We start from the raw sequence: 26,106 nt of genomic DNA, 5'->3' as shown, positions 1-26,106 counted from the left end.
TTTTACACCACTGCTGCATTTTTTCGGTCAATTCGATTATTCATCATGACTATTCCGAGAAATTCGAGATGCAAAGCATCTCGAATTTTCGGGAGGGTTTGCATGTTTTTTTCAATAAAATGCACCCCGGATTTGAAAAATCATCAAAAAATGCCCACACAGTTTTGATTTATTTTTCAAAAATGTGTTGCCATAACGCGTGTGTGTGCCGGCCCTGATAATTGTTTCCGGCACACACGGTTGTTTTTTGCCGGTCAATATTTATGTTGATACCGTTGTCGACACCGATGAATTGTCTGTGGCCGGCGGTGCCGTCACCCATTCAAATGACCGAATCGGCTCAATCATCTTGTTTGTCTCGGCCGCTATGAGAATAACACGGTCACCGACATTCAGAAGAACTGCCCGGTTGTCGCCGGATGCTGAAATCACATAATATTTCGGAGATCCTTCCAATCGGATGTAGTAATGAGAGTCGCCGTCAATGACAGACACCCGGATGTCGGAAATCACACCCGTTACATTGATGCCTTGCGTTGACACAATCGTCGATCCCGAGTGCCGGGACAGCAATTGAATGTAATTTTCCTCACATTCCGCCACCGTCATTCCGGTCGACACAATGTTGTAACTTTTCACATTCACCATCGCATACTGCTTCACCAAGTTGGAATAGTCTTTCATCGCCATGAAATATGTCGGTTCCCCCGCGATATTGAGAAGAAGCGGGAACGTTGCTTCATAATTCAAATGCTGAAGCGCGCCTTCCGCCGAACTCATCGCGGAATATTCGTGCGCGCCCGGAATGGAATAATATCGGGAATCCTTGGTCCGCTGGTTCACCAAAATAAAACCAATGTTGGATTCATCATTTCCAACCGACGTGATTCCGGTGTACACATAAACATCATCATTCAGCGCCAAATAATTGTAACCATCCGTCGTCATGGTCACGCCACGCTGCCCGAAAATGGAATTGATAAAACCGCCTTGGTAGCTGCCATAATAGTCATACTGTTCAATAATGAGTTCCGCCGGATAAACATGGTCGATCCATTGCGGAACTTCATTTGGCGCATAATATGTATGTTCTCCCGTCACCGCATTGACAACAACAACCCCATCCACATCGGTTCCGCCGAAAAGGCCGATTGTTTTGACGACTTTTGGACAAATCCAATAGGGATCTCCGTTGTCATCAACTTCAAAAATCGGCGTGTCAAACATAAAAGTCGGATAATTAAATCGGATGTACCGGTCAATGTACCGCCCGAAGTATTCCGACCGTGAATATTTGATACCGTCGCTCAGACGGACCACATCGCCTTCCTGCGTAACCATATCGATTTGAATGTATCCCGGAATTCCGTTTTCGCGGTTGTTGAACCATTTAAAAACATCCCCATACAGAAGCGGGGTCACTCGGACCGGCCGGCTTTTGTAATTGATTTGCGTATAATCCGACGCCACTTCAAATTGCGACACCATGTCCGCAAGTTCTCCGAGTTTGCGATCCCCGAGGCGTTGCGCGGATGCTTTGTCCAGCCAGGGAATTTGGTCGTAGGAAATCTCCGCCACTTCTTCTTCAAAATTGCCGGTTTCAATATGAATCAGCCGGGTGTATTCGTCGGTAAAAATCAGGGGTCCCGACAAGAATCCGCCGATGAAAACAATACCGAGAAGCAAAATGATGAGCATGACCGGATAACTGAATGCTTTGGATTTTGATTTTTTCAAAGTTTTATCAAAATCTTCAAAGTTGCCGCCGGATGTTTTTTGATCATACGTTTCAAACGGATTTTGAGAAAAATTCTGCCGTCCCTCTTGCTTTTGTTTTGAACTGCCGTTTGTGTCCAAAACAATCTTAAACGTTCCGTCTTCCATCATTTCTCTTTTGAATTTCAGGTTGCTTCCCGATCCGGACAAAAGCAAGTGGATCAAAATAAAAGAGGCGACGACCATGATGAGATACATATAAAAGCCGGTGGACTTAATATTAATCGCCGGCAAGAGAAAATAAAACAAAACCAAAGCGGCGATTAGCGTCAAAAAAAGAGAAATGAGTGTTTTTTTATTTTGATCTGAATTCATTTTTAAAACCCCCTGTATGAAAAAAATAGAAATTTGCTTCATTTTTGATTTCCAATATTGATCGAGACCGGTCCCATATCCTCCGTATCGGTGTCATCCGGTTCATTTTGTCCGGCACTGTCTTGGCCGCCCATGGGAATTGTCACAATTTTATCTTCCGGTTTTGATTTGTTTTTTTCCAAAACCGCAGGTTTTGATGAGTCGGTCTCTTCCTTTTTAATTTTGTTGACTTTTGCGTCAAAGGAGAAGTAAATGCCGGCCATGGCGATGATAATCGCCAAAACGACGCTGTAGATGAAATATTCTATCGGGAAGACATAGCCGCTTTCCGGAATGGAAACGGACAGGACATAACTGCCGGCGCTCCAAAAAAGAAGCGTTCCCGAAAGCGTAAACAGCAGTTCCGTAATCAAGTCCGTATATTCTTGCCGAGCACCGATTCTGTCAAAGATTTTACCTAAAATCCACAGGAAAATGGATGCGGAATACCAAAGGATTGTCTTTTTGATGAACAGCGAAATCATCGGAACAATGCCGTAAAACGCAAGGCTGTTCATGTTGCTGATTTCCCAAACACTGACACTGCCAATCGCTGTTCCGACCAAAAATGTCAGCATGGCGGCAATCGTTGTAATAAATGAGAGTTGGCGTCCTCGAAAGGCTTTTTTCAAATCCGAAAAAAACACCGTGACCCGGTCATCCCAGCCGTAAGCGCGCAGAATCATGTAAAGGCCGACAATGAAAAGCGTTCCGATAACGGCAAGACCCGGATAGCCGGCTGCCATCGCCACCGCATAAATAATTAAAGCCAAACCGAGAGGGACAAAGAAAGTTTGAAGAAATTTCGGATCACGCAGGAAATTTTTAATGATATAGTACGTGCTTTCCAAGTTTTCGTTTTGCATCACAATAATGCGGCGGACGGAATCCACTTTCATCCGGGACTGAACCAGTGGAAGAAGAGATTCGTCTTCGGCCCCGTCGGAGACAAAGATTGCACTTTTTACCGATTGCTTTTTTAAGAAATCATCCAATTGGTCGGCGATTTTTTTATCCGAAATCGTCCCGACGTTTTTGTCGCCCGCAAAGGAAACGATTTCAGCATCCACGCCAAGACTTCGAAGTTCATCCAAAATATGGACGCCGCCAAAAATCGTATTCGTATCCGAATCTTCCGGATCGGCGGTTGCCAAACTCACGGCGGCCGCAATATTTGCGCCGCGCCCGACCACCGGCGTAATCACTTTGGCTTTTTCTCCAAGATCATTGTCTCGGTCAATACAAATGACAAGCGTCTCCATTTTTTCAAATCCGGGAAAGAATCTTTTTAAAAATATGAATAATTGTATAATTATCTAATTGTATTAATTTTGATTTAAATTTGATTTATCGATTAGATTTATAAATTTGATTTATTCCTAATATATTTATAGGTCAGATATGGATTTTTTAATTTTTCAAATGATTCTTTTTTTCCTTTCCAATTTTTCCGTTTTTCAATCATTTATTTTTTGAAAAATAAAATTTCAGAGTCCCCGCGATTGATTCTTTTTTGATTTACCTTTTGAATCAATTTTTTAGCGCACCCCAGCTTTTTCTTTTTAAAATCCGTCACCTGTTGGTCATTAAAATCAAATCCGAGCAGCAGAATATTTCGGGCGCCAAAAGCGTCCGCCAAAAAAATACACCGGTCTCCATCCGTAAATCCGCCAAAATTATAAATATTTCGCGGCGGCCGGCATTGGCACGTCGGAATAAAGAATCCGGTTCCTTTTTTAAATTGTGGAAGGTATTTTTCCAGTTTGTCCCTATTATCTCCGTGCGCGTGAACCAAAATCGTTGCGCCGGACGCAAAACAAGAAATTTCATTTTCCGCGTCCCTCTCACGTTTTCCATCCAGGTCCGTCACAATAATGTCCGGCTGCCGGAATTGCATTAAAACAGAGGCCGCACCGTCGGCCGCAATAAAAATCGGAGAGGAAAAAAAATCCGGATTGTTTTCGCTTTTTGAAAAAAATGACAAAAGCTCCGATTCAAGTGCCGGCGCATTGCCACAAATCAGCACATTTCGTCCCCGGATTTGGTCCAAATTCAAAAGAGCCGGACCGAAATTTTGAAGAGAATAAGCGGAAAGATAGGTGGCCGACATTTCATCACGTTCTTTGGAAAAACCAAATTCAGTAAGAATTTTTTCATAATAAGGCGCCCATTCTTCAAAATTCATATCCGGTCCCGGTCACTTTAATTCGTTGATTAATTGGTTGGTTGGAAATTGGTTGATTAATTGGTTGGTTGGAAATTGGTTGATTAATTGATTATCAATTGAGTTGATTTGTTGAGATATGTTATGATTTGCCGGTTTATGATTTTTCGGTTCATATATTTGCCGCATGGGTTGAAAAAAAAAATGCCGGCCAAAATAAAAAATGTGTCACCAAGGCAGTAACAACAGCATTATATAGCTCATTTAATTTCAAATAACGGAAAAATCAAATGACTTGATATCACTTAAATATTTACATGGGCATTTTTTCCGAATAAATGTAAAAATTATACGACCTCAAATTTGTCCAAATTCCAAAATTAATCTAAATATGTCCGTTATTCAAAATATACCCATAAAATGGGCGCAGCCGCCTTTTTTTCCGGGAGAGATGAAATGATAGAACTCAGCCGATACTTAAAACCATTTCGCGTCATTGTTGCGGTTTCGATTCTTTTGACATTTGTCCAGTGTTTGACCCAGCTCTATTTGCCGACGTTGATGGGAGATATGGTCGATGTCGGAATTGTCGGAAAAGACATGGATTTTATCATCCGGACAGGTATTCTGATGATGATTTTATCGGCCGTCAGCATGGTCAGCTCGATCGCATCCGGCTACTACGCGTCCAAAGCATCCGCCGGATTTTCCAAAAATCTGCGGCAGGATGTTTTTACCAAAGTGGAAAACCTGTCCATGGAAGAATTCGAAAATTTTGAAACATCTACCTTGGTCACCCGGACGACAAACGATGTCAATCAAATCCAAAACATTTTGATTATGATGCTTCGGATTTTTGTCATTTCTCCGCTGATGTTTTTAGGTGGCGTGATCATGACGGTTTCCAAAGACCCGATTCTGTCGCTCATTATTCTGGCCGCCATTCCACTCTTGGGACTTTTGATTTACGGGATTATGAAAAAAAGCATGCCGTTGTTTCAGAAAACCCAAACCAAATTGGACCATTTGAGTTTGACTCTTCGGGAACGGCTGACCGGTGTTCGTGTCATCCGGGCCTTTAACAAAGAAGATGCGGCGAATCAAACGTATTTGGACGCCAATGCGGACTTAACCGACATTTCTTTAAAAGTCAACAAAATTCTGGCCTACATCATGCCGGGAATGATGCTGATTATGGATCTTACGATCATCGGTGTTTTATGGTTTGGCGGATACCGCATACAAAGCGGGGATTTGAGTGTCGGCGACATTATGGCTTTTATCCAGTATGTGACATTGATCTTATTTTCACTGGCGATGATGGCGATGATTTTTATCTTCCTGCCGCGCGCAAAAGTATCGGCGGAAAGAATCACCGAAGTCTTGGGGGTTGACCCGAAAATTAAAGACCCGATTCCGGCGGCCGAACAAAAAATGGAAAATAATGCGGAATGGGCGAAAAAAGCGGGGAAAACAGAAAAAACAGAAAAAATAGAAAAAACAGAAAAAACAGAAAAAACAGAAAAATTACCAGTGACCGTTTCTGAAAAGTCGTATCCTCCGATTGAATTTAAGGAGGTTTCTTTCCGGTTTGAAAAATCCGGCAAAAATATCTTGGAAAATATTTCATTTACCGTCAATCCGGGAGAAACCGTTGCCGTCATCGGCGGAACCGGCTCCGGAAAAACCGCTTTAATTCATTTGGTTCCGCGTTTTTATGATGTCAATGAGGGAACGGTTTTGGTGAATGGACGGGATGTTCGGGATGTGACGCAAGCGGATTTGCGCCAAAAAATCGGATATGTGTCGCAAACAGCGGTTTTGTTTTCCGGAACGGTGGCCGATAATATCCGGTACGGCAAAAAAGAAGCGACTGTGGATGAAATTTGGGAGGCGCTCAGAATCGCCCAAGCGGATGAGTTTGTCAAAAAAATGAATGATGGGCTGGATTCTTACATTTCCCAAGGCGGGACAAACATATCGGGCGGCCAAAAACAACGGCTGACGATTGCACGGGCGGTGGTGCGGCATCCGGAAATTTATATTTTTGATGATAATTTTTCGGCGCTGGACTACAAAACGGATGCCGATTTACGGCGGGCGCTGAAAAAAGAGATCCGATCCGCGGCGATTTTAATTGTTGCCCAGCGGGTCAGCACGATTAAAGATGCCGACAAAATCATTGTTTTGGATAATGGAAAAATTGCCGGAATCGGGCCGGATGCCGAATTGATGAAAAACTGCACCGTCTACCAAGAAATCGTTGCTTCACAACAACTTGAGGAGGGAACGGCATGAGCGAAAATGGTATGAGTAGTGGCAGCATGAGCAAATCGGACAAAGCCGTTCAAGAAACCAAAGAGGGACGCAACCGGCAGGGGTTTTACAAAGGCGGTCCGGGGGCGAGGATCCCTCATGAAAAACCGAAAAATTTCAAAAAATCATTCCGCCGGCTTTTAAAATATTTGAAACCTTACCGGTTCAAGTTGATTTTTGTCATTTTGGCAACCGTTTTAAGTACGATCTTTACGGTTTTGGCGCCTCTTTTTATCGGAGACGCCGTCAACGTTTTGTATGATGGGGCAATGGCGGCTTATGACGGTACCGGTTCGATTGATTTTGGCGCGTTACTTCAGATATTGGGATTGATGCTGGTTATTTATTTGGCGTCCAGTCTTTTTAGTTATATTCAACAATATCTGATGGTGGTAATTTCTCAAAAAACCGTTTTTGATTTGAGAAATGATGTCGGCCGAAAATTATCCCGTTTGCCGCTGAGATATTACGATTCCCACCCGCACGGAGAAACCATGAGCCGCATCATCAATGATGTGGACACCATTAGCAATACGCTTCAACAAAGCCTGACGCAATTGATTACATCGGTTGTGACATTGGTCGGAATTCTAGTCATAATGTTGTACATCAATCCGATTTTGACGCTGGTGTGTTTGATTACGATTCCGCTTTCCGCACTTTTGACCAAAGGCATCGCGTCAAAGTCTCAGAAATATTTCAAAAAACAGCAAGAGTATACGGCAAGGATGAACGGCCACGTGGAAGAAATGTATACGGGGCACAAAATTATCAAGGCGTTTGGACAGGAAAAATCGTCGATTGACACATTTGATAAAATGAATGCGGATTTGGCGCAGGTCAGCCAAAAATCTCAATTCATTTCCGGAATTGTCATGCCTGTTCTTTATTTTGTTCAAAATATCGGATATGTGATCATTTGTATTGTGGGCTGTATTTTTGTCTTGGAAGGAACCATGTCGATTGGAAATATTCAGTCGTTCATTATTTATTCCAAACAGTTTACCCAGCCGATTATTCAATTGTCATCTGTGCTCAACAGCATTCAGGCAACGATTGCGGCGGCAGAGCACATTTTCCGGCTTTTGGACGAGGACGAGGAAACGCCAGACCCGGCTGACTTTAAGACAATTTCGGCACCGGAAGGAAATGTTTCTTTTGAGAACGTGGAGTTTGGGTATGATTCCAAGGTTCCGGTGATTTTAGATTTGTCGCTGCGTGCGAACAGCGGGGACATGATTGCGATTGTTGGTCCGACAGGGGCCGGTAAAACAACAATTTTGAATCTTCTCATGCGGTTTTATGATGTGGGCGGCGGTCATATTTATGTGGACGGTGTTGACATTTCGACGATGCGCCGCGGGGATTTGAGAAATTTTTTTGGGATGGTGCTTCAGTCGGCCTGGCTCTTTAACGGGACGATTCGAGACAATATCGCATATGGTCGAAGTAGTGCAACCGATGAGGAAATCCTAAAAGCGGCTGAAATGGCGCATGCGGATAGTTTTATTCAGACATTGCCGGAGGGGTATGATACGGTCATTAATGAGGAAGCGTCTAACATTTCCGAAGGACAAAAACAGCTTTTGACGATTGCGCGTGCCTTTTTGTCCGACCCGGAGATTTTGCTTTTGGATGAGGCGACCAGCAATGTAGATACGCGAACGGAAAGTTTAATCCGGGAAGCGATGACGACACTCATGAGCGGCCGGACCAGTTTTGTAATTGCGCACCGTCTTTCCACGATTAAAAATGCGGATTTGATTTTGGTGATCAACAAAGGAAAGATTATCGAAAAGGGCACCCACCGGGAATTGATGGAGGAGAAGGGCTTTTATTACGAGTTGTACAACAGCCAGTTTACTGATACGAATTTGGATGAGACGTTTGTGGAAGTGGAACAAAAATTCGCGGCAGCGGCTTTGTGAGGGGTTTTTGCGCAAAAGGAGCAGGTGTGCGTAGGGCAACACATTTTTGGAAAACTCCATCCGGTTTTGAATAATTTTTCAAAAATGTGCCGCTCTCACGACGTGCCGGCATCACAAAATTAAAAATAATCATAAATATTTTAAAAAAGTAAAAAAGAAAGAAAAAATTCCTATTCGTTGAATTTAAAACTTTATTCTCCGATTTTTTTAAATCTTAAGTGTTCCCGCTGTTCACTTGATATCAAATAGCGTTGGTACAAATCGGGCGCATTTTCTTTTAATTTTTTCGTATCCAGCCGGTTGACGAGTTTTGTTTCCACCAAATTCACTTGAATGCCGGCGCCTTCATATGAATTCAAGCCGTGAATCTTAAAAAGCTCAATCAGTTCCCCTTTTTGAATTTCTTCAAGTTCCTCTAGCTCCTCTTTTTCGTCACGGATGGCTTTGAGTTCCCGGACCCGCCGGCTGATTTCAGCGGTCACTTCCTCATCTATTTTGGAATTCATGGTATTCGTTTGTCCCGACTTTATTTCGGATGTATTTTTCGGTGGTAAAACATTTTTATAACAAATTGATGTTTTACATAAAATCCAACGCATTTAAATTTACTGAATTTAAAATTTACTGAATTTAAAATTTACTGATTCAACTTTTTAATTGGGGTTATTATGTCTGAAATTCCGAAAGATTACATCGCAAATGACATTGAAACGAAATGGATGAACACATGGGATTTATCCATGTATCATTTTGATTGGGCGGATCACGTGCGCCCGCAATACATTATTGACACACCGCCGCCCTACCCGACCGGAAATTTTCACATCGGAAATGCCTTAAACTGGTGTTACATCGACTTCGTCGCCCGCTACAAACGCATGTGTGGCTACAATGTCATGTTCCCGCAAGGCTGGGACTGCCACGGCCTTCCGACCGAAGTCAAAGTCGAAGAAATGAATCACATCACGAAAAATCAAGTTCCACGTACACAATTCCGCCAAATGTGCGAAGATTACACCCGTGGAAACATCGTGAAAATGAGAAACACAATGCTTCGCCTTGGATTTTCCAACGACTGGAGCAACGAATTCATCACGATGGAACCTTCCTACTTTGTCAAAACACAGAAATCGTTCCTGAAAATGCACCAAAAGAATTATGTTTACCATGAAGAGCATCCCGTCAACTGGTGTCCCCGCTGCGAAACCGCTATTGCGCTTGCGGAAGTGGAATACGAATTCAACCAAACGAAATTAAATTTCTTACACTTTTCACTTGCGGAAGACAAAAATGTCCGGCTCAGCATTGCCACCACCCGCCCTGAACTTTTGTGTGCGTGTGCCGCCGTCGCCGTGAGTCCCGCAGACGAACGCTACCAAAAATACATCGGCAAGCATCTGATTGTCCCGATATTCGGGCAGCTGGTTCCGATTATCGCGGACAGCGCGGTTGAAGCGGAATTCGGAACCGGTGTTGTCATGATTTGTACGTTTGGAGACAAACAAGATATCCGCTGGACAAAAGTTCATAACCTGAAAATTACAAAAGCAATCGACAGGAATGGCAAAATGACGGACGCCGCCGGGCGGTATGCCGGAATGACGATTCTTGACTGCAAAAAGAAAATCATCGAGGACCTCAAATCCGAAAATTACCTGTACGACCAAAAAGAATTGGACCAAAACGTCGGCCTGTGCTGGCGCTGCAAAACACCGATTGAAATTTTGTCCGAACCGCAATGGTTCGTCCAAGTAAAACCGCAGGAAATCCTATCCGCCGCCGATAAAATCGATTGGATTCCGGAATATATGAAAGTGCGTTTGGAAAACTGGACCGGTACGATGGAATGGGATTGGTGCATTTCCCGCCAGCGTATTTTTGCGACACCGATTCCGGTTTGGTACTGCCAAAAGTGCGGAAAAATCATGATTGCGGAAGAATCCTGGCTTCCCATCGATCCGACTCAAAAACCGCCGCAAAAAGCTTGTTCTTGCGGCTCGGAAGAGTTTTTCGGGGAGACCGATGTCTTAGACACCTGGATGGACTCCTCACTCACCGCGCTTCACGTCAGTGGTTGGGACAGCGATAAAAAATTGCGCCTGCCGACTCAAATCCGCCCGCAAGGACACGATATTATCCGGACTTGGGCGTTTTACACGATTCTGCGGTCCATAGCGCTTGAAGAAAAAATTCCATGGGAATCGATCATGATTAACGGCATGGTTCTTGGACCCGATGGTCATAAAATGAGCAAATCTTTGGGCAACGTCATTTCTCCGGAAGATGTGCTTGTCGAACACAGCGCGGATGCTTTTAGGCAGTGGGCGGCGTTGGGTGGCAGCGTGGGCTCCGATGTGATGTTCCGCTGGAAAGATGTGGTTTCCGCTTCCCGTTTGATTCAAAAGATTTGGAACATTTACCGCTTCTCCCTCATGAATTTGGATACCTTCTCCGAAGTTGATCAAAAAGCGTATGATACAAAAAAGCTTCGTTTGATTGATTTATGGCTGCTGTCCAAACTCAACCGGCTCATTGCGGATGCGACAGACATGATGGAAAATGCGCGGTTTGACGAAGCCTTTAAGAGCATTCGTGTTTTTGCCTGGGAAATCCTTGCCGATAATTATTTAGAACTCGTCAAAGGCCGCCTTTACGGCAGCGACGCTGACGGCAAAAATGCTGCCCGGTACACGCTTTATTCCGCCATTCTGACAATTTCCAAGCTTCTCGCGCCCTTTACACCGTTTTTGGCGGAAGAGATGTATTCCAGAATCGGAATGGGAAGTGTTCATGAGCAGAGCTGGCCGGTTGCCGACAATCGGTTCTTGTCGGAAGAAGCGGAAAAAGCCGGAGACATTCCCAAAAACATAACCGGTGAGATTCGCAGTTACAAATCTGACCGAAAAATGGCGCTTAACGCCCCCCTCAAAAAGATTGAAATTTACAACGTTCAAATCGACACGGCCGATATTTCCGGCGCCGTCACATCCCCGGTGGAATTGATGACGGGCGAACTTTCATGTGACATGATTCCGGTGGAAGTCAAGCCGAACCAAGGATTTATCGGTCCGACCTACCGGGAAAAAGCCGGTGCTGTTTCCGCGGCGATTAAAGCTTTGTCTCCCAAAGAGGCGGATCAAATGAAGCAGTCCGGAAAAATCGTTGTGAACGTGGGCGGTGAAACGCTGGAACTTCCCGAAAATGCCGTTGAAATTAAAAAAGAAATGGTTTCGGGTGGACGTGAAGTGGATATTCTTCATGTCGGTGATGCGGTTGTTGTGATTATAAAATAATCACAACCGAATTTTACTCATAATTTTTTGGGATATTCTGCCGCATGCGTTACAATGTCCAATTTTTAATTTTTCAATATCGATGGGATGGTTTTTGCAGAAATATTAAAAATCATTGATCTTTATTTGGTTTTTATTTGTTTTTATTTGTTTTTGTTTGAAATGTTTATTTTTATCCTCATTTTCTTTATTTTTTATGAAATATTTATCATAATTCTTTTTCATAAAAGGGATAATTTTAAATATACATACGTAAACTTGCATTCATTTCTCAATGAATAATCATTAAGCGGAAAAATGTCGAGGTTTTAAATTTGAAAGTAACAAAGGTGTTGTTGTTGCTCAATGACATGGTTTATGAGAGTACGGCGCCGTTGCATGCGCTTCGGTTTGCGCGTTGCTACAGAAAACGCGGCCTTGAAGCCACAATTTTGTCATGGGGTCCGATGGGCGCGGTTTTGATGAAGAAAAATAAAACCGGAACTCAAAATTATGACGCGAAAGTTCAGGAATGTTTGGATTTGGGCGTTAAAATCAAGTGCTGCGAACTTGCGGCCTCTATTATCGGAATGACGCCAGATGAAATGATTCCCGGAACCGAAATGATTACCACAAAAGAGTTGACCGATATGCTTTTGCAATACACGGAAGAAGGTCAATTGATTATGTACTTGTAATCTAAAAGAAAGATAAAAAAACCTCCTTTTTTTCAACAATTCTTTTTTTCAAATCTTTTTTTCATTTTTTGGGCGCATGTGTGTGCGTTATGGCTCGATTCTAATTTTTGGAAAAGGGATTGCTTGATGGAAATAATTAATTATTTATGTTGTTTTTTATTTATTGAAATCCATTTTTTTGCCTTTCGTTATTTTTCAATTTATCGGGTAAGTAAATATATTTTTTAAAAAAAGTTAATTCATATTATTCTCATTTTTGTATTATAATTATTTTCTTATTTTTTTATTATAATTATTCTTCTTTTATATTATAATTATTATTTAAATATGTCCTCTGTTTGCGATTTATCAAAATCTATATATATTCTGAATCAAATCCTTTCTTCATGGAGAATGTATTTTTGATAATATATTTGTTGTTAAATGTTGTTTCATTTGCAGCATACGGAATCGACAAGAAAAAAGCTAAAATGGATAAATGGCGAACGCCGGAAGCCACTCTTTTGGCATTGGCTTTCTTTGGGCCGTTTGGCGCTTATGCCGGCATGTTGGTGTTCCGGCACAAAACTCAAAAGAAACCATTCACTTGGATGGTTCCGCTTTTCATGATTATTCACGTGGTTGTTTTTGCCTTTTTGGCATTCTTCTGATCTTTATTTTACAGAGGAATTCATTCATTAATTTTTTATTTTGATTAGAGATTTCCTTCATTCCGGAGGATGCTGTTTCATTCATTATATTTGAAAAATAATATTTAAGAAATATAATCAAATAAGACTCTTTCCGATATATGATTTTAAAGCTCTTCACTCTGATTTTAAGTTTAAAAAATAATTTCAAGCATAATAACTTAGATAGAATAAAAAAAGATATATACTACCGATGATATTTCATTAGTATAATTCTATAAAACTAAACCACAAGTTATGCAATAAAAAAAATTAATTAATGAATATAATGAGTTTAAATGAATTTATTCATTTGATTTATCCATTTCAGATGATTGGTTTTTTTAAAAAATGCAATTGTTCATTCAAGTGCCAATCAACAAAATAGAAATAAAAGTCGAAAATAACATTTCCCGACATATGTTAAAATCAACCCCTCTAAAAAGCATTCAAAAATGCATGATGCTTTGCATTTTTCTTCTGATTACCGGCATATTCCTTGTCGGAATCATTCCGGTAGCTGTTGCTTTTCCGTTGACTCCCCCATCCAATTCGGATTCAACTCCGGATCTGGGATCCGGTTCGGTCCATCTTACAGAAACGATATACACTTCCGGGTTTGATCAAATATCCATTGTGACAAATTATCACATTATCAGCGCCAGTTATGATATTTCGGAGGCGGACGGACAACTGCCGGTGAATGTGGAAAAAATATTTTATTCGTCTGATAATTCCGCTACTTTTTATGGAAATTACTTTACATACAGTGAGAGCAGCCGGATTAACATCACTCTTAATTATGACGGTTCCAATGGCCTTGAAAAAAAGACATTTTCATTTAAACCGGTGACGTCTGAACACAACGATGCTGTAAATACGGTAACCTTTATTCCGTGGGAAAGTTCATCTGTTTTTTATCCCACTGATGTCGTTATGCGTGCGGATAATTTTTATTTTTCCTCGGATTTCTCATCAATTTTGACCGAAAACAGGCCGATTAATGCCATTTATTTCTACGGCGATAAACAACTTCAATCTTATTATTGGTATAAAATTCCGGACATCATCTTCTCAAAACCACTTTTGACCGGAGAAGATGTTGAAAATTATATTCCGGAATTTGTTATCAATTCGGAGCGGTCATATCCGGAATTTTTGGATTTAAATTGTGTTTTTCTTTGTTCGAATCATGATTTTGAAAAGGATACCGGAATTCCTGCTTTTAACAGCAGTTGCAGTTTTTTCAATGCAATAAATGTTTCGACGGATGGTGTTTCTCAAAGTAATAACGATTATTTTGAAAGTGTAAACGCTCGTTTTACAGCTGCCCGATTGCCAATCAGTCAAATTCAACACTATCTAATAAATGCGCCATCCCCTGAGTTGGAATTGAAATTTTATCCGGATGATCATTCTCAGTACACTGTTCCATTTAAATTCATTCTTGGCAATGATATTCCGATGCAAACTCAATTGGTCGGCAACAACTATATCATATCGGTCCCAACGCCGATTTCATCCTCTTACCAAGCACAACTCTCCTCCCTGTCGTTTCCCAAAGAATTGGGAGATATTTTCAGAGGACAACAAATGATGATTGATTTTGAATCGGATGAACATGAATTTTTAATAACAGGCGCGTCTCACGATGGCACGACGATTGTTTCTTGTTTTGACTTATCGGTCGGAAACGAAATCAATTCCGCTTTAAGAGAAAAAAATCTTAAAGCCGGATTGATATTTAAAATTCCCAAAGTCATGGATGGCGAACTTGTAAACCGGGATGAAATTACCATCTTCCACAAAACCGAGTCCGGAATGGAAAAATTAGAACTTGAAATTGATAGCACATCCGATGCTGACAATTTTATCGTTACCGCCTACACGACAAGTTTTTCACCATTTGCTGCCATGCTCATTGAAAAACCGGCAGCCTCGTCTTTTGAGCCGAGCGGGTCCGTTCAATATGTTGAAAATACCTCCATTTCGGGAGAACGTCCGCCTCAAACGATCACCCCACTTGTGAATAATCCGGTCAGAAGCACAGTTGAAACGGTCCTTCATAAAATCAACGGACACTTTTCCCTCTTTTCCGTTCTCGTTGTCTTAATTTCAGGAATGGTCATGTGGAACTATCTCCGAAAATCTCTTTAAAATGAATTCTCCATGTTTTTTTTTTCGGTTAATTTTTTATTCTTTTTTGTCTTTTTTATTTCAACCGTTCTTATTTATATTTTAAATTCTTACTTTAAATTCTTACTTTAATTCTTTAAAAATTCTTACTTTAAATTTTTACTTTAAATTCTTACTTTAATTCTTTAAATTCTTTCTTTATCCTTTGATTTTGTGTTTTTTTTAGGTGAGCGCATGAATCTCAAAAAAATCGCATTAACCGTAATCGGTGGCGTCGGCTATGGAAATATTTCGGATACGGACGCAATCCAAATCAAAACAAAATATGGGAATGTTGAAATTCAAATCCTTCATCCGGAAAAGTCGGCAAAGATTGTTTTGATTTCACGGCATCAAGGAAAACGTCATGTTCCGCCACATCAAGTCAATTACAAAGCATTGATCGCCGCGGCTCAAAAAATAGGCGCGCCGGTTCTGTCCGTCAATTCCGTCGGGTCGATGAAGCCGGAAATATTATCGGGAGAATTTGTAATCCCGAATGATTTTTTGGATCTGACCAAATCCCGTGAAAATACATTTTATGATAAAAGAGCAGTCCATGTCGACATGTCCAATCCGTATTGCTGCCGTCTCCGCCGGATTTTGGGATTTGTCTTGGAAGGCCGGAAGAGATGTTATACCGAAGGTGTTTATGCTTGCACGGAAGGTCCGCGGTTTGAAACAAAAGCGGAAATCCGTATGTATTCTCAATTTGCGGATGTCGTTGGAATGACCGGTGTTCCGGAAGTTGTTTTGGCCAAAGAGGCCGGACTTTGTTACGCATCTTTGTGTTTGGTTACAAACCCGGCGGCCGGATTGTGTCCGGAGATTCTGACGGTGGATGAAATTCAAGAGGGTGTGGTAAAAAATCAAAAAGAGGTTTTGGAGGTGGTGACGGCGCTAGCTAAAGTATTGGGAAATGATACTGAATCCGATCATGGATTTGGAGCCTGTTCCTGTCGGGAAGCTGTTCAAAATAGCGAAATTTAAAACAAATACCAAAAAACAGTGAACAGATTGCAGCAAGTTAAAGACAGTGAACAGATTGCAGCAAGTTAAAGACAGTGAACAGATTGCAGCAAGTTAAAGACAGTGAACAGATGCAGTAAACTGAATATATAAAAACAGATTGCAAAATGACGAGGTAACATTTCTGATTTTATTCGGATTCATTTCAGAAGATTTAAATCTATGATTTTGATTATACGCAAAAAGATAAAATCAAAAACAAACAATAATTCAAAATAATCTCAAATATTGTCCAATATTCAATAACCAATAATATTCTCAATAATATTCAATAATATTCAATAATTCAAATAATTTAAATCAAAAACGATTTGAAAGTTCCGAGATGGTCATATGCGTGCCGTTTTAAAGTCTAATTCAAAAATAAAAGAAGGATCCGATTCCGGTCTTGAGGGGTCCGGGACTGAATTTACACGGGAAGTTGTGCTAAAGCCGGCCGGTTATCCTCTCATCGGGCTGATTGATGACGATCCGTTTATTGAAGATTTGGAACTTTTTGAAGCTTATGTGCGCGAGCAGTGGGAAGGGTTTGAAGTCCGAAAAGGTACCTATCTCTTTGACCGCGACTTGTTCAAAGGATTTGCCTACCGGGTCATCGATGCAAAACCCGATGGTCTCGCGATTGGGCCGCAAACCCGGATTCTTATTGCGCCTTCCAAAGATGTGGTGGAATCCGCCACGGAAAAAACAAATCCGTCTGTTTTATTTGACGACATTATCGGGCAGTCCGCCGCCAAAAAGAAATGCCGGCTGATTGAGCGTTACTTGGAAGATCCGGAATCCTTCGGAAAGTGGGCGCCAAGAAACGTTTTGTTTTACGGGCCGTCCGGAACCGGAAAAACCATGCTTGCAAAAGCACTTGCGGGGAAAGTGAAAGTTCCCATCATCCCGATCAAAGCCACCCAACTCATCGGGGAATTCGTCGGCGAAGGCGCCCGTCAAATTCATGATTTGTATGAACGCGCTGAAGAAATGGCTCCTTGCATCATATTTATTGATGAAATTGACGCGATTGCGCTGGACCGCAAATTCCAAGAACTGCGGGGAGACGTTGTTGAAATTGTCAATGCTCTGATTACGGAAATGGACGGCTTGTCGGACCGAAAGGGGGTTTGTACGATTGGTTCTACCAACCGGGCGCAATCTTTGGATTCTGCCGTAAGGAGCCGTTTTGAAGAAGAAATTGAATTTGTTCTGCCGGATGAGCATGAAATCGAACAAATTATCCGGTCCAATTTTGCGACATTTCCGCTTCCGGTTGACCCGAATTTCAATGTCAAGAATTTTGCCAAAGAGGCAAGAGGTCTTTCCGGCCGGGATTTGACAGACAAAATCCTGAAAACAGCACTTCACCGTGCGATTATCGAAGATGAAAAAATCGTAGCCGCCGCCAATTTTAAAGAAGCTTTGGCGGAACTCAAAAAATCCGATCCGACGTCGGATTGTCAAAGACTTTATGTTTAATGAACGCCATAGGGAAAAACATGGACCAAAATGTTGAACTTTTAGAGACCGACCGCTTTGATTGTGTGGTTGTCAACGTGATTAAAACGATGAATTACAAAGGTGTCACGGTAGAAGATACTTTTTCAGGCGGCCGGGTGTATTTCGGAAAAGTGCCGAATGACTTTGACGTACAAATCGGCGACGTTCTTTACATCGGTGCAAAACCACTTGGGGAAGATCGAACCCGAGGAAGCATGGAGGTTTACCTCTATGACGAAAATGATAAGAAATTGGACTGGACACTGATTTACTAAAAAATTCCTACGCAACGCTATCGGAATTTTTTAAATGGCAGGGACAACTTGCCGCCAAAGTTTGCTCACGCAAAACCGCTCCTTTTCAGCCGCAATTCATTTAGTTTTTCTGCGGCTGTTTATTGTTTTAGCTTTTCTGCATCTGTTTACTGTTTTAGATTGCTGCTGTACTTTTCCGTAATATTTCCGTTCATAATAATCCGATTCAATCAGATGCTTTTTGCATCTAATTGAATCGGGATGATTTTTTTTGGATTGGAATTCTAATTTTTTTTTGATTTGTTATTTTTTTGTTATTTTATTTTGTTATTTTTTTGTTATTTTGTTTTGTTATTTTGTTTTGTTATTTTTTTAAAAAACAGGCATAAACTTTTATGAACTTGTTTGATGTTTTTTGGTGTGCTAAACCACAGGTTATTTGTAAAATCAATTATTTTATCGTTCATCTTTTAATTATCTTTAATTTTTTAATTGTCAATTTATCAGGTGATGTTTATGTTTCAGGAAATTTCAGATAAATACGATACGGGAAAGATTGAGCAGGAGATCAATCAGTTCTGGCGGGAAAATGATGCGTATTTAAAAACCCGGGAAGGACGAAAAGCCGGGAAAAAATTCTTTTTCGTGGATGGTCCGCCATACACCACCGGACATATTCACATGGGAACGGCTTGGAACAAAGTGATTAAAGATACGGTATTGCGTTATTATTCCATGAACGGATTTGCCGTTACCGACCGGCCGGGTTGGGACATGCACGGCCTCCCGATTGAAGTGAAAGTGGAAGAAAAACTTGGTTTTAAGTCGAAAAAAGACATTGAGGAATTCGGTGTCGGAAACTTCATTCAGGAATGCAAGTCTTTCGCGATTGAGAAAAAAGGATCGATGACGGAACAATTTAAGAGCCTTGGAGTTTGGATGGATTGGGACAACCCCTACATGACGCTCAAAGACGAATACATTGAATCGGCTTGGTGGGTTACTAAAAAGGCGCAAGAGAAAGACCTTTTGGAAGTCGGAAAGCGTGTGGTTAATTGGTGCCCGCGCTGTGAAACGGCGATTGCCGACTCCGAAGTTGAATACGCCGATCGGGAAGACCCTTCCATTTTTGTTAAATTCCCAATCAAAGGCGCTGAAAAAACATATTTGGTGATTTGGACCACAACCCCCTGGACCATTCCGTCCAACGTCGCTGTTGCCGTTCATCCCGATTTTGAATACGCGGTCGTGTCAGCCATAAATCCGGCGGATGAAACAGAAACATTGATTCTTGCGGCGGACACCGTATCGGCCGTACTGAAAAAAGGAAAATACAAATCTTTTGAAATCACGGACAAAAAAACAGGAACGGAAGTCTCCGGCATGGAATACTTAAGTCCGCTGGCGGGGGAAGTTCCGATCCAATCGGAAATGAATCACGCGGTCTATTTGGCGGATTATGTGACGGCCGACAATACCGGATGTGTCCACATTGCGCCCGGGCACGGAATGGATGACTTTAATGTCGGCATCAAGTACGGATTGCCTGTATTCTGTCCGGTCGGACCAGCCGGCGCCTACACAAAAGAAGCGGGAAAATATGCGGGCATGAATATCCGTGACGCGAATCCGATTGTAATTGAAGATTTAAAAGCCAAAAATTTGTTGCTTCAATCCGGAAGAATCAATCACCGATACGGTCACTGCTGGCGCTGCAAAACCCCAATCATCTTTTTGGCGACGGAACAGTGGTTTATCGACATTGAAAAAATCAAAGGGCAAATGCTTTCCGCTGTTTCCGATGACGTGGAATGGTATCCGGATTGGGCCGGTTCCGCCCGTTTTAAGGATTGGATTGAAGGCGCCCGTGACTGGTGTGTTTCTCGCCAGCGGTACTGGGGAATTCCGATTCCGATTTGGACATGTGGTGACTGCCATGGACGATTGGTGATTGGAACCAAAGAAGAATTAAGGGAAAAAGCAAAAATTGCCGGTGACATCGAACTTCACCGCCCGTATGTGGACGATGTGAAAATTCCATGCGGCTGCGGCGGTCAAATGTCGCGTACGAAAGATGTCTTTGATGTTTGGTTTGACTCCGCGATGGCCTCTTTCGCAACTCTGGGCTTTCCGGGGCGGACGGATCAATTCGATGCGCTTTGGCCGGCGGATTTCATTGCGGAAGGTCATGACCAAACTCGCGGGTGGTTCTACTCTCAGTTAGGCGCGTCCACCGTTGCTTTTGGGAAAACGCCCTATAAAAGCGTTCTTATGCATGGGTTTACCTTGGATACCAACGGCAAAAAAATGTCAAAGAGCTTGGGAAATGTGGTGACGCCGGATGAAGTCATTGAAAAATACGGTGCTGACACGCTTCGGGCTTATGTTTTGTCGTCCAGCGCGCCGTGGGATGATTTAAAATTCAATTGGGAAGAAGTGGCAACCGTCAGCCGGACGCTTAACATTTTATGGAATGTGTATAAATTCCCGCTTCCCTATATGATTTTGGACAACTTTGACCCGGCGAAATATCCGGCAGAATCTATGGTTAAACACATGCGGGAAGAGGATAAATGGATTTTGTCCCGGCTGCAAACCATGGTTGCGGAGATGACAGAGGCGATGGATGCTAAAATGCTTCACAAGGCGGTTCGCTGCGCTTTGGATTTTATTTTGGAAGACCTTTCCCGCTGGTACATTCAGCTCATCCGCCCCCGGACCTGGACGGAGAAAAATGATCCTGACAAATTGGCGGTGTACAGCGTTCTTTATGAGACGTATGTGACGCTTTCCAAAGCAATCGCGCCGTTTATGCCGTATTTGGCGGAAGAATTGTATCAGAATTTGGTTCGGCATGTCAATCCGGATGCGAAATTGTCGGTTCATATGATGGACTGGCCGGCGCCCAAAAAAGAATTCATGGATCCGGTTCTTGAAAAGCACATGGATATTGTCCGAACGATTGTGGAAGCGTCCTCCAACGCGCGCCAAAAAGCCGGCCGCAAGCTGAGATGGCCGATTTCAAAAATCGTGGTCGCTCCGAAAAATGAGGACATAAAAACGGCGCTTGTGCGCCTGAGATCTGTCTTTTTGGATCAGACCAACGCGAAAGATGTGGAAGTCATCGGTGAAGCGGAATCCTGGGGTGAACTGGACGTTCAAATGACGCCCAACCAAAGTGTTCTCGGTCCCCGGTTTAAGCAGGATGCGAAACGTGTGGCGGACGCTCTTATTGAGGCCGGTGCCAAATCGTTAAAGGAAGCATTTGATTGCGTGGATGAAATGGAGCTGACGCTTGAAAATCAAAGTACGGTGGTCGTCACGAAAGACATGGTGATTTTTGAGGAACTCATCCCGAAAGGAATTGCCGGTGCCGAGTCCACTGCCGGAATGGTGTATGTGGACGCACGCCTTACGCCGGAACTTGAAGCGGAAGGATATGGCCGTGAAGTCATTCGCCGGGTCCAAGATATGCGAAAAGAGATGGATTTGGCGGTGGATGCTCCAATTGATGCGCAAATTCAAATTGCGGATAAGCGGGTTTTTGCCTTGGTTGAAAAGATGAAAGATGAAATCCAATCGGAAGTCCGTTCCAAGAAATTAAGTTTGATTTCCGGCAAACCGGCGGAGGGAGAATTTTCAAAAGAGTGGGATGTCGAAGGCATTTTAATGACGATTGGGATTTCGAAATCGAATTCCTGATTTTCTTTTTCTTATGCGCCGCCGCATGCGTTACAGCAACACCTTTTTAGAAAAATAAATCAAAATCGTTGGGCGGATTTTGAATTTTTTTTCAAACAGGGCATCCATTTTATTGAAAAAAAATACTGCTCATCGGTTTTATTTAAATTTTTTAAAAAACGGACGCCATAATGCGGTTTGGGCGGCATTGCAAAGAACAAACGCAGAATGAAATCACGGAATTGAAAAATAAAAGTAAAAGAAGAATTGAAAAATAAAAATAAAAGAAGAATTGAAAAATAAACGTAAAAGAAGACCCGAAAAAAAAGTAAAAAAAGAATACAAGAGATGAAAAACAGGAAAAATCCTGTTTTTCATTTTATTTCAAATCTTCATTTAAAAAATGTCGTCCGGTTCGAAATAATTTCTTTCGTGCCCACAGGACGGGCAGTTTCCGGGCGGTTCTTTTCCGACATGGACATAACCGCATTTTAAGCATTTCCAGGTAATGGCTTCATCTCTTTTGTAAAGTGTTCCGGCTTCCAATCTTTGGAGAAGTTTTTCATACCGGACTCGGTGGTGTTCTTCAACTTTTGCGATTTGACGGAAGAGGCGGGCCACATCGGTGAATCCTTCTTCGTCGGCCGCTTTGGCAAATTCCGGATACATGCTGCAAGTTTCGTATTGTTCGCCATCCATAGCAGCTTTTAAATTGTCTTTGGTGGTTCCGATGCCGTTTAATTTTTTAAATTCATCTTTGGCGTGTTGCATCTCATTTAAGGCGGTTTCCTCAAAGATTTTGGCAACATAATGGTAACCTTCTTCTCGGGCGACTTTGGCGAAATAATCGTATTTGTTTCGGGCTTGACTTTCACCGGCAAATGCGGCTTTTAAATTTTCTTCTGTTCTTGACATAAAGATATCCCTCTCATTTATGTTTGTTACTGAAAAAGCATCTCGTTTTTATTTTTAAATTTAGTTTATTTTTTAAATATTTTAATATTTTTTAAATATTTTTTATGTTTTTTGGATTGGTTTTTCGGTTGAAATTTCGTTTTTTAACAATTTGAAATGTTTTTGTTGGATAGAGTTTTAGATTTTTCAAAACTCATAAAAATAATATTGAATTGACTCTTTTCGTTCTTTATTTTCAGTCATTTTCGATTTGTTTTTGATTTTTGGTTTTTAAAATTTAAGATATGAAACACTACCCGTTCTCATATCTTAAATGATTGGGGTTGTTGAAAAAAAAGAAAAAATTGTCTTTTGTTCAACACGCCTTTTTATTTTTAATTTAATTCTTCAATTTCGGTCGCTGCTAATGAAAAATCATCCACCTCAATCTTTGGGGAACATTTGGCACAGCGGCCCTGGAATATTAAATGAGCGGTTTCGATTTCGAAATTGGGAATAATGGCATTTTCCGTAATGTAATTTGAAATGTCCGCATCAAAAATATCGTACACGGATTTGCATGATTTGCAAAATGCATGGTGGTGGAAACTGGTATCAGCATCATAATGTGCTTCATTTCCGACTTCAAATTTTACAATCTCGCTGCTATCAACCATCATATTCAAATTTCGATAAACGGTTGACAAACTAATCGTTGGAATATCCTTAGAAACTTCCGCATAAACTTCTTCTGCGGTTGGATGCGATTTAGTATTGACCAGATAATCCAAAATTTTCATCTTCTGAACAGTATTTCTCTTAATCATGATAAAACCTTAAAACCTTAAAAACCCAAAAATAAAAATCTGTTTTTGAAAAATTTTATTTGCTTTCTCGTTTTTTGTTTGCAAAAGCAAACAATTATTACAAACATTATGCTAGTAATAATATCTTTCATTTAGAGACTCAACATATTTAACATTAGTCATTTTAATTTTTTTAAGTAAAAATTATCTATTAAAAGTAACTATTATTAATTTAATAATTGATATCTCATTGAAACAGATTGACATCTTATTTTTATATTTTTTAAATGTATTTATATAAGATATTTCTTTTAGAGCAAATTTCTCTAAAATAAGTATCTTTTTTAAAACTAGGTATCAAATAATAAACCTTCACATATTTAAATATATTTTTATATTAATATGCAAATATAATATAATATAATGGAATTTATAAAATTACTATTTTTGATTGGATTTTAATTATAAACGGACTTTTGATTGGATTTTAAATCTAAAAGAACTTTTGATTGGATTTTAATTATAAACGGACTTTTGATTGGATTTTAAGTGATTTTAACTTGGATTTTAAGTGATTTTAACTTGGATTTTGATTTGGACTTAAGTGATTTTGATTGGATTTTGATTTTAATTTAGGATTTTGAGTTTGGGAATTTTTAAATACTTCCCGACGGCATGTAGAAGATTATGCTTACTTTTGTCGGCTTAGGCCTTTTTGATGAAAAAGACATCTCTTTAAAGGGGTTGGATGCGATTTTGGCGGCGGACCTCATTTATCTGGAATTTTACACCTCCCGCCTGATGGGAACAACGCTTGAAAAAATGGAAGCGCTTTATAAAAAGCCGATTCATGTGCTTTTGCGGGAAGATGTGGAGCAAAATCCGGATTGGATTCTTAATGCCCGTGATAAAAATATTGTGTTTTTAACTGGCGGCGACACCATGACGTCAACCACCCACATTGATCTTCGAATCCGAGCGGCTGACCTCGGAATTGAAACAAAGCTCATTCATGGATCTTCCATTATTTCCGCTGTTTATGGCCTGTCCGGCCTTCAAAATTACCGGTTCGGAAAATCGGTCAGTATTCCGTTTCCCTACACCAGTTCCCGCGGCAACCGTGTTGTTACGGAAACACCGTACGATACCATTTCCAAAAACAAAGAAAACGGTCTTCATACCTTAGTTTTTTTAGATATTCACGCCGAACTCGGATACATGAAAGTGTCTGATGCGCTGTGTTTGCTTTTGGAAGTGGAAAACAAGCGAAAAGAAGGGGTTATGACCCATCAAATTGCCGTTGGAATTGCCCGTGCCGGGTCCGATGATGTTTACGTCCAAGCGGATTTTGCAGATAATTATGATCATTTCGAACTTGGCGGGCCGCTTCAAATATTAGTCATTCCCGGGGATCTTCATTTTGTGGAGGCGGAAGCCTTGGTGAAACTGGCGGGCGCTCCCAAGTCTATCCAAAAAGATTCGGAAAAGTAAAGAAGAATCCGAAAAATGAAAAAAGAATGAAATAGGGAAAAAGAAAGGGAAAAAGAAGAGAAAAAGAGAGAAGAAACTATTTAAAGGGCAGTTTCTAATCTTTGGGGAAATTACGGATATGGAAAAATTAAAGATATGGAAAAATTAAGGATATTTTAGAAAACAATTTTGGGTGATTTTATGCCGGCCGATCTTTTAGAAAAAACCTTCCGATATGAACGGCTTTTATCCGCAGCTCTTGAAAAAGCGGTTCCATCTCCGATTGAATCTTCTCACATGATGAATGTCGCCAAAGACTTCAAAAGAATGGCGGATTCCTATCATAAAGACGGTCTTCATTTTATGGACCAAAAAGATTACGTCAATGCTTTGGCATCTTTTAGTTACGGTCATGCCTGGTTAGATGCCGGCGCAAAACTCGGCGTCTTTGATGTGGATGACAATATCCTTTTCACGATTTAATAAAAATATGCGGCGCTTCCGCATTTCCTCCGATTATAAAACTTCAATAAGACAACAACAGTTATAAATTCTACAATAATTCTACAATAATTCTACAAATTACACAAAAAATCCAATAATGTTCAACTTATAAAATTCACAAAATTAAAATTATAGAGCCGACTATTAAATTATAAAAAATTATAAAAAATTATAACGAACTATAAAAATCAACATAACAACATAAGTACAATTAATAAATTTAATACAACGGAGCTTTAAAAAATGCCGAATTATAATGTTTATCTTGAGGGAGCCTGGCTGGTGAAAGATGTCGCAACCGGTGAAGACGCTATCGGAATTGCGCTGGCTGAAGCCGGAAAACGTTTAAATCCGAAATTGGATTATGTAGACGTAGAGGTCGGAACCATGGGCTGTGCAGCGTGTGGTGAAGAATTCATGAGTGCGTATTTGGTGGCGGACACCGCAATCGTCGGCTTGCTTTTCCAAATGAAAGTATATGAAGCCGAAACGGAAGAACACGCGTCTCGAATTGCCAAATCCGTAATCGGAAAGGCGCTGCGGGATGTTCCGCTTAAAGTCGTCGAAGTCGAAGAGTTTTAACGATTTTTCGGTTATCGGATAATTGCCGGCTCCGGCAATTCTTTATCCCT

19 protein-coding genes are annotated in these 26,106 nt (G+C 41.1%); 13 read left to right on the top strand and 6 right to left on the bottom strand.

The genetic code is table 11. From position 1 onward, the window contains the following. Window positions 1-261 precede the first annotated feature (261 nt). The 3 genes from MsAm2_RS04935 to MsAm2_RS04925 all read right to left on the bottom strand — a co-directional run bounded on the left by MsAm2_RS04935 (window position 262) and on the right by MsAm2_RS04925 (window position 4,315). Window positions 262-2,091, bottom strand: a complete 1,830-nt coding sequence (locus MsAm2_RS04935; RefSeq protein WP_338097156.1) for a hypothetical protein — start codon at window positions 2,089-2,091, stop codon at window positions 262-264. A gap of 38 nt (window positions 2,092-2,129) precedes the next feature. After that, window positions 2,130-3,392 carry a DUF373 family protein gene (locus MsAm2_RS04930; RefSeq protein WP_338097155.1) on the bottom strand — a complete coding sequence of 421 codons (1,263 nt, stop codon included), beginning with the start codon at window positions 3,390-3,392 and terminating at the stop codon, window positions 2,130-2,132. Window positions 3,393-3,595: 203 nt separating this feature from the next. Continuing rightward, window positions 3,596-4,315, bottom strand: a complete 720-nt coding sequence (locus MsAm2_RS04925) for a 6-hydroxymethylpterin diphosphokinase MptE-like protein (protein ID WP_338097154.1) — start codon at window positions 4,313-4,315, stop codon at window positions 3,596-3,598. Window positions 4,316-4,750: 435 nt separating this feature from the next. Here MsAm2_RS04925 and MsAm2_RS04920 point away from each other — a divergent pair, with 435 nt between their 5' ends. Then, window positions 4,751-6,592 carry an ABC transporter ATP-binding protein gene (locus MsAm2_RS04920; protein ID WP_338097153.1) on the top strand — a complete coding sequence of 614 codons (1,842 nt, stop codon included), beginning with the start codon at window positions 4,751-4,753 and terminating at the stop codon, window positions 6,590-6,592. Beyond that, window positions 6,589-8,538, top strand: coding sequence for an ABC transporter ATP-binding protein (locus MsAm2_RS04915; protein WP_338097152.1), 1,950 nt, complete (start codon window positions 6,589-6,591; stop codon window positions 8,536-8,538). The genes MsAm2_RS04920 and MsAm2_RS04915 overlap by 4 nt, the downstream gene beginning before the upstream one ends. A gap of 191 nt (window positions 8,539-8,729) precedes the next feature. Here the strand turns inward: MsAm2_RS04915 and MsAm2_RS04910 are convergent, their stop codons facing one another. Next, window positions 8,730-9,044, bottom strand: a complete 315-nt coding sequence (locus tag MsAm2_RS04910; protein WP_338097151.1) for a hypothetical protein — start codon at window positions 9,042-9,044, stop codon at window positions 8,730-8,732. Window positions 9,045-9,206: 162 nt separating this feature from the next. On the opposite strand from MsAm2_RS04910, the gene MsAm2_RS04905 reads away from it, so the two are divergent. From MsAm2_RS04905 to ileS, 8 genes are all read left to right on the top strand, one after another. Then, window positions 9,207-11,831, top strand: a complete 2,625-nt coding sequence (locus MsAm2_RS04905) for a valine--tRNA ligase (RefSeq protein WP_338097150.1) — start codon at window positions 9,207-9,209, stop codon at window positions 11,829-11,831. A 314-nt stretch (window positions 11,832-12,145) separates the two neighbouring features. Continuing rightward, the gene (locus MsAm2_RS04900) at window positions 12,146-12,508 is read left to right on the top strand and encodes a DsrE family protein (RefSeq protein ID WP_338097149.1); all 363 of its coding nucleotides are present in this window, start codon (window positions 12,146-12,148) and stop codon (window positions 12,506-12,508) included. Window positions 12,509-12,894: 386 nt separating this feature from the next. Next, the gene (locus MsAm2_RS04895; protein ID WP_338097148.1) at window positions 12,895-13,158 is read left to right on the top strand and encodes a DUF1294 domain-containing protein; all 264 of its coding nucleotides are present in this window, start codon (window positions 12,895-12,897) and stop codon (window positions 13,156-13,158) included. A gap of 477 nt (window positions 13,159-13,635) precedes the next feature. Continuing rightward, window positions 13,636-15,333 carry a hypothetical protein gene (locus MsAm2_RS04890; RefSeq protein WP_338097147.1) on the top strand — a complete coding sequence of 566 codons (1,698 nt, stop codon included), beginning with the start codon at window positions 13,636-13,638 and terminating at the stop codon, window positions 15,331-15,333. 213 nt (window positions 15,334-15,546) lie between these two features. Further along, window positions 15,547-16,341 carry an MTAP family purine nucleoside phosphorylase gene (locus tag MsAm2_RS04885; protein WP_338097146.1) on the top strand — a complete coding sequence of 265 codons (795 nt, stop codon included), beginning with the start codon at window positions 15,547-15,549 and terminating at the stop codon, window positions 16,339-16,341. Between the two features lie 372 nt (window positions 16,342-16,713). After that, on the top strand, window positions 16,714-17,844 hold the full coding sequence (locus MsAm2_RS04880; RefSeq protein WP_338097145.1) for an AAA family ATPase: 1,131 nt from the start codon (window positions 16,714-16,716) through the stop codon (window positions 17,842-17,844). Between the two features lie 20 nt (window positions 17,845-17,864). Then, complete coding sequence (locus MsAm2_RS04875) at window positions 17,865-18,140, top strand: hypothetical protein (RefSeq protein ID WP_338097144.1); 276 nt, start codon at window positions 17,865-17,867, stop codon at window positions 18,138-18,140. A gap of 495 nt (window positions 18,141-18,635) precedes the next feature. Next, complete coding sequence (gene ileS, locus MsAm2_RS04870) at window positions 18,636-21,821, top strand: isoleucine--tRNA ligase (RefSeq protein WP_338097143.1); 3,186 nt, start codon at window positions 18,636-18,638, stop codon at window positions 21,819-21,821. 375 nt (window positions 21,822-22,196) lie between these two features. Here the strand turns inward: ileS and rbr are convergent, their stop codons facing one another. Both rbr and MsAm2_RS04860 read right to left on the bottom strand, forming a co-directional pair. Continuing rightward, the gene (gene rbr, locus MsAm2_RS04865) at window positions 22,197-22,715 is read right to left on the bottom strand and encodes a rubrerythrin (protein WP_338097142.1); all 519 of its coding nucleotides are present in this window, start codon (window positions 22,713-22,715) and stop codon (window positions 22,197-22,199) included. A 374-nt stretch (window positions 22,716-23,089) separates the two neighbouring features. Continuing rightward, entirely contained in the window at window positions 23,090-23,521 is a 432-nt protein-coding gene (locus MsAm2_RS04860) for a Fur family transcriptional regulator (protein ID WP_338097141.1), read from the bottom strand. Between the two features lie 666 nt (window positions 23,522-24,187). On the opposite strand from MsAm2_RS04860, the gene dph5 reads away from it, so the two are divergent. The 3 genes from dph5 (at window position 24,188) to MsAm2_RS04845 (ending at window position 26,056) form a co-directional block, all read left to right on the top strand. Continuing rightward, window positions 24,188-24,991: a diphthine synthase gene (dph5, locus tag MsAm2_RS04855; protein ID WP_338097140.1), complete on the top strand. Its 804-nt coding sequence runs from the start codon at window positions 24,188-24,190 to the stop codon at window positions 24,989-24,991. A gap of 180 nt (window positions 24,992-25,171) precedes the next feature. Then, window positions 25,172-25,453, top strand: coding sequence for a DUF357 domain-containing protein (locus tag MsAm2_RS04850; protein WP_338097139.1), 282 nt, complete (start codon window positions 25,172-25,174; stop codon window positions 25,451-25,453). A gap of 264 nt (window positions 25,454-25,717) precedes the next feature. Continuing rightward, window positions 25,718-26,056 (top strand): DUF555 domain-containing protein, encoded by a 339-nt coding sequence (locus tag MsAm2_RS04845; protein ID WP_338097138.1) that lies wholly within the window; start codon window positions 25,718-25,720, stop codon window positions 26,054-26,056. Window positions 26,057-26,106: the final 50 nt, after the last annotated feature.

The organism is Methanolapillus ohkumae, assembly GCF_032594355.1.
GTDB classification, from domain to species: Archaea; Halobacteriota; Methanosarcinia; order Methanosarcinales; family Methanosarcinaceae; genus Methanolapillus; species Methanolapillus ohkumae.
Note: the sequence above shows the minus strand (reverse complement) of the source record. Positions and strands in the feature narration are given on the sequence as shown.